The organism is Flavobacterium sp. (genome assembly GCF_044368625.1).
In the GTDB taxonomy this organism is placed as follows: domain Bacteria; phylum Bacteroidota; class Bacteroidia; order Flavobacteriales; family Flavobacteriaceae; genus Flavobacterium.
Map to the genome: position 1 here is coordinate 1 of NZ_JBIPPD010000223.1, position 5,266 is coordinate 5,266.

Below are 5,266 nucleotides of genomic sequence, written 5' to 3' on the forward strand. Positions count from 1 at the left end.
CAATCGAAAGAATGATGATAGAAATGCCAATATATCAAAATCAAATAATACAGAAACTAAATATATAACTCAAAGCTTTTTTACCTAAAGGGTTTATTCCAGGAACAAATCCCTTATCTTATCAAGATGATTTAAATTTTGTTTTATTTATTGGAGAAAGAAATAACGACATTATCAACTCTTTGGGAATTTTCAGTTTAAACAAACACTTAACAGAAGGGTTAATTATTCCATTAAAACTTAATTTAAATGATAGTTCCCAAACATATGCTTATGGCACTTATGTCGATTTCACTAATGGAACAGGCGATCATAATACTACCGATATAATAGTTGGCGAATTAAAAATAACAAACCACGATTTTAATAACGCAATACTTTCTGGCACTTTTTGGTTTGATGCAGTAAATTCTGATGGAGAAATTATAGAAGTACGTGAGGGAAGATTCGATAGACACTACTAAATCAAAATAGAACCAAAAATTTTAACTTCACTGTAGATTGACTTTAAACAACTTGAATAAAATTAAATACATGACATTATGAAACAAAAATTACTACTTTTTATTTTACTGCTTGTTTTTAGCCTAGCAAATGCACAACAAGAAATAAGCACAGAATATGCCCGGCAGGCCAACGCTATGTTTGCACCTTTAAACAAAACCCTCGTGCCACACGGTATTTTGCTAGATTTCGGTATGGAATTTACCAATCTTAAAGCCTATGATGGCAGACTAACCGATAGTACTATAGTTGATGCACCCGCTTTGAAGAACATTTACAACACCCTTTTTTCGAGCAGGATTATCAATACCACTACAGGTTTTGTAAACCCAAACAGTTATGAAAGTAACTGGAACAGAGAAAGAACCGCAGGAGTCATTACAGTAAGTGGCTTGTATTTTAAATACGCCTCACTTATTAACGATGCCATTAATCTCAGGAAAATAGACTTTGCAAACGACCAATTTTCAGACAAGTATATTGATAATGTTTGGCAAAATCCGTATGAAGAATTTGAAACTTTTGCAATGACACCAGCTATCAATAGTTACGAAGGACTTGAATTTCAAGTAAAAATTCCTTCTTCTATTTTTTACTCTAATTTTCAAACGGATGTTCATAGCCTAGAAATAGATTTTGACAATGAATTAGGATATGTTGTGGTTGCATTTGATGAAAACATTCCAGTAAGTTATTCTGATGAAGGAGTAAAAGTGTGGAAATACAAATTGAACCTTACTAATGGTACTTCGCTATTGAGTCAATCTCGAATAAAACTTATACAAGGATTTGTACATGTCCCTTGGGGTAACCGCTAAAAAATAAAATTATGAAAACATATATAAAATACTTACTTGTCTTTCTGGTTATTACAGCCTGTAATAATGATGATAGCAGAAAAACTCACAAAAACCCGATAGACCAACTACCACCAATGACGACTTCTGGCAAAAACACCATTGGTTGTTTAGTAAATGGAGTACCTTTTACCGATAGCGGATTGATGAATAACTATTACCAACTTGTAGAAGGAGAATATTATCTAGCAATTAATTGGGAAAATGGTTTTGGTGATAATTTTAAAGACGGACAGATTGGATTAATAAAAACACAAATTGTAGAAGGGGAAACTTATCTCCTTAACACTAGTAGGGCCTCTTTAGAAACTTTCACTAGAGGAAGTGCAAATTATACTTTTGCAAATAATTCAAATTCTGGGGAATATCAAACCAATTCAAATTATTACGGCAAAGTAACTTTTACAAAATTTGATACTGAAAATGGAATAATGTCGGGAACTTTTGAATTTGAAGCGCAAGAATTGAATTCTGAAGAAATTGTAAACATTACTGAGGGTAGATTCGATTTAACCTTTAATCAATAAAATGAACATGAAAACATATATAAAATACATACTCGTCTTATTAGTGCTAACAGGATGTACTAATGATGACAATAAAAAAACTACCAACCCGATAGACCAACTACCACCAATGACGACTTCTGGTAAAAACACCATTGGTTGTTTAGTAAATGGCGTACCTTTTACAGATAGCGGATTGATGAATAACTTTTACCAACTTGTAGAAGGAGAATATTATTTAGTTATTAATTGGGAAAATGGCTTTGGCGATAATTTTAAAGCAGGACAAATTGGTTTAAGAAAAACAGAAGTGGTAGAAGGGGCAACTTACATACTTAACAACGACAAAACCACTTTAGATGACTTTACTGGTGGAAATGCGAATTATGTGTTTTTCAATAATTCAAATTCTGGTGAGTTTCATACCAATTCAAATTTTTATGGAACAGTAACTTTTACAAAATTTGATACTGAAAATGGAATAATGTCGGGAACTTTTGAATTTCAAGCTCAAGGATTAAATACTGAAGAAATTGTAAACATTACTGAGGGTAGATTCGATTTAACTTTTTAAAATAAAACACATGAAAAAATATATACAACTTATTATTCTTTTGATTGTAGCCAATAGTTATGCACAAAATCCCGTGCCATTTGATACTATTTATACACAAGAAATTACAGCAACCAAATTCCATTTAGGACAACGTGGAAAAGTTACTTTAGAGATTGATGATGCTGGTCATGATGGTTTAATTACCAATCCTCTAATTGTAGCCGAAGGATTTGACCCGGGCATTATTATTTCGCCAGAAGAAGAAAATGGAATTACTACCTATAGGTCATTTGCAAATAGTGTTAATAGAACAAATTTACTTGAATTTGAACAACTAATTACGGGAAGTACAATTGAAACGACAGGCGACCAAGAATACGATATCATTTATGTCAATTGGGACAATGGCGTAGATTATCTTCAAAAAAATGCGTATGCTTTAGAAGAGGTTATCAAATGGGTCAATGAGCAAAAAGCATTATCAGGAAGCACGGTAAAAAATGTAGTTTTAGGGCAAAGTATGGGAGGTGTAGTGGCACGTTATGCCTTGGCAGATATGGAGCAAAATAGTTTATCCCACGATACACGTTTGTTTGTGTCCCACGATGCACCACAACAAGGTGCAAATATTCCTATTAGTGCACAATACTTGCTACGCCATGTAACAAATTTATACTTTGAATTTTCAACGCCATTTGGTTTAGATTTAAATGCACTTCAAGTTCCACTTCTCGAAAATTCTCTTTTAGACCAACCTGCAACCAAGCAGTTACTAAAAAACTGGTCTAATGGATACTATTCAGTTATTAATACAGCCCACTCAAGTTTTTATAATGAGTTGCGCAATAGAGGGCTTGCAAATAGTGGCGGTTATCCTACACTTACTAGAAATGTAGCGATAAGCAATGGTGCAGAGTGTGGTATATTTCAAAATTTTAATCCTGGCGATGATTTACTGCGTTTTGATACAAACGGCAGTCTTGGTGATTTCCTTGATTCTGCTACAGGATTTATTTTAGGTGCAAGTGCTGGCAATGCAGGTTTAATTGGGGCAGGATTTGTTAGTCTTATTCCAGGCAATGGAAAATTTAGGGCTAACTTTAATGCTAAGTCAATACCGTATGGTACTGGAAATAATATTTATAAAGGCAGAATTTCGTATCAAAAGAAACTGTTTAGCGCCTTTGGATGGGCACCCACAATAACCGTAAATATTACAAATGTTGAAAAAAACCAACCTAGTAATGTCCTACCATTTGATACCTACGGAGGAGGTAGATATGACACTTCGGCATTAACAGGAGAAGTTGATTTACCCGATGAAGTTTATATTCGTGACGGTTTTAGTTTTATTCCTACAGCAAGTGCTTTAGACATAGGCAAAGGTATTACAACATTAAACGATAATGACTATAAAATGGCTTATGTAGGAGCTACACCTCCAATAGCACCTAAAAACTCACCTTTTGAAAACTTTATTACGGATTATGATAACAATAACCCAAATGCAAGCAATTCGGTTCACATTTCCTTTAACCCTAGAAATGGTTTATGGCTCGCTAGAGAGCTAACGGAAAATTCTATTACTAGCAATTGCTCCTTTCTTTGCGATGGTACCACAATTGCTGGTGCACCAATTTTATGCGGCACTTCAACTTATACTGTTCCGCCAGGTGCTCCAAGTTATACATAGTCAATAAATGGGTCGGCGGCAACCATAACTTCAAATGGCAACACAGCTACTGTTACAAGAATAGGTCAGCAAAACGGGTCGGTGACATTAACGGTGGTAATCAATGGCGGTGATTGTGGTACTGTTACCTTAGCAAAACAAGTTTGGGTAGGTGTACCAAAATTCAACAGTCTTATTCCCATCGGCAATCAAAATGGTTATAGCCCTGAGGAACCTTCCGTTTCTATTGGTATGAACGGAGAGGGCTGTAATCAAATTAGAATGAAAGTCCTTTTTGATGCGGATGCACTACTCGAATACCAATGGGAAAAATTTACTACAGATGTTGCATGGTCGGTTAATACTTCTTCAGGCAACATTTTAATCAGTCCGCAGTGCAATACAAATTTCAGTTTTAGAGTAAGAGTCAGAAACAGTTGTGGTTGGAGTGCGTGGCAACAGTTTGAATTCCCTTTAACCAGATGTACAATAGCCTGCGATATCCCCGCCGATCCTTCTCCTATCGTTGGTGCTAACTTTTTAGTTAGTCCAAATCCGGTAACATCTGGTTTAGTAACTATTGGAGTCAAAGCAGATGCACCTTGGTTTTTAATACCTGAGACTAACGATCCATTAAATACGTCACACAATACTGGCGGTAACCAACTATTGGAACGTATAAGAGTAAATATGTCAATATTTAATAGTTTAGGAATTTTGGTCCAGCAGTACACCAATTTACTGGTACATCCAACACCTGCACAAATAAATATTTCAAACCTTCCATCAGGATCGTATATCATTATTTTTGAATACTTTGGTCAAACAGAAAGTTATACAATCATTAAATCTTAATAGATAATAATTATATTTAAAAAATCAGTTTTTGAATTGTTCAAAAACTGATTTTTTTTTGGAAAAAATTATTCATGTGTGTTATTAAACCAAATCAAAAAATGCTTAAATGAACTAAAAAAAACTTATTGCGAATTTAATACTGTTTGAACCAACTTAGAAAACCTTAATTACGCATCTAATTCAATTTAAACCAAATTATAAAACATTTATTGCGAATTTAATTCAATTTAAACCAAATTAAAAAATCTTTAATCCGACTTTAATTCGGTTTAAGCATTATCTAATGATGCTTTATATTTTTTAATATCGGTTT

General features: G+C 33.9%; 6 protein-coding genes. All 6 read left to right on the top strand.

Going from position 1 to position 5,266, the window contains the following annotated elements; genetic code table 11:
• The first annotated feature begins 182 nt into the window (after positions 1-182).
• The 6 genes from ACIQ2X_RS13535 to ACIQ2X_RS13560 all read left to right on the top strand — a co-directional run bounded on the left by ACIQ2X_RS13535 (position 183) and on the right by ACIQ2X_RS13560 (position 4,950).
• Positions 183-464, top strand: a complete 282-nt coding sequence (locus ACIQ2X_RS13535) for a DUF6252 family protein (protein WP_396179462.1) — start codon at positions 183-185, stop codon at positions 462-464.
• 78 nt (positions 465-542) lie between these two features.
• Positions 543-1,322, top strand: a complete 780-nt coding sequence (locus ACIQ2X_RS13540; RefSeq protein ID WP_396179463.1) for a hypothetical protein — start codon at positions 543-545, stop codon at positions 1,320-1,322.
• Between the two features lie 11 nt (positions 1,323-1,333).
• Positions 1,334-1,888, top strand: a complete 555-nt coding sequence (locus ACIQ2X_RS13545; protein WP_396179464.1) for a DUF6252 family protein — start codon at positions 1,334-1,336, stop codon at positions 1,886-1,888.
• 7 nt (positions 1,889-1,895) lie between these two features.
• On the top strand, positions 1,896-2,441 hold the full coding sequence (locus ACIQ2X_RS13550; protein WP_396179465.1) for a hypothetical protein: 546 nt from the start codon (positions 1,896-1,898) through the stop codon (positions 2,439-2,441).
• A 10-nt stretch (positions 2,442-2,451) separates the two neighbouring features.
• Positions 2,452-4,116 (top strand): hypothetical protein, encoded by a 1,665-nt coding sequence (locus ACIQ2X_RS13555; RefSeq protein ID WP_396179466.1) that lies wholly within the window; start codon positions 2,452-2,454, stop codon positions 4,114-4,116.
• A gap of 81 nt (positions 4,117-4,197) precedes the next feature.
• Positions 4,198-4,950 (top strand): T9SS type A sorting domain-containing protein, encoded by a 753-nt coding sequence (locus tag ACIQ2X_RS13560; RefSeq protein ID WP_396179467.1) that lies wholly within the window; start codon positions 4,198-4,200, stop codon positions 4,948-4,950.
• Positions 4,951-5,266 lie beyond the last annotated feature (316 nt).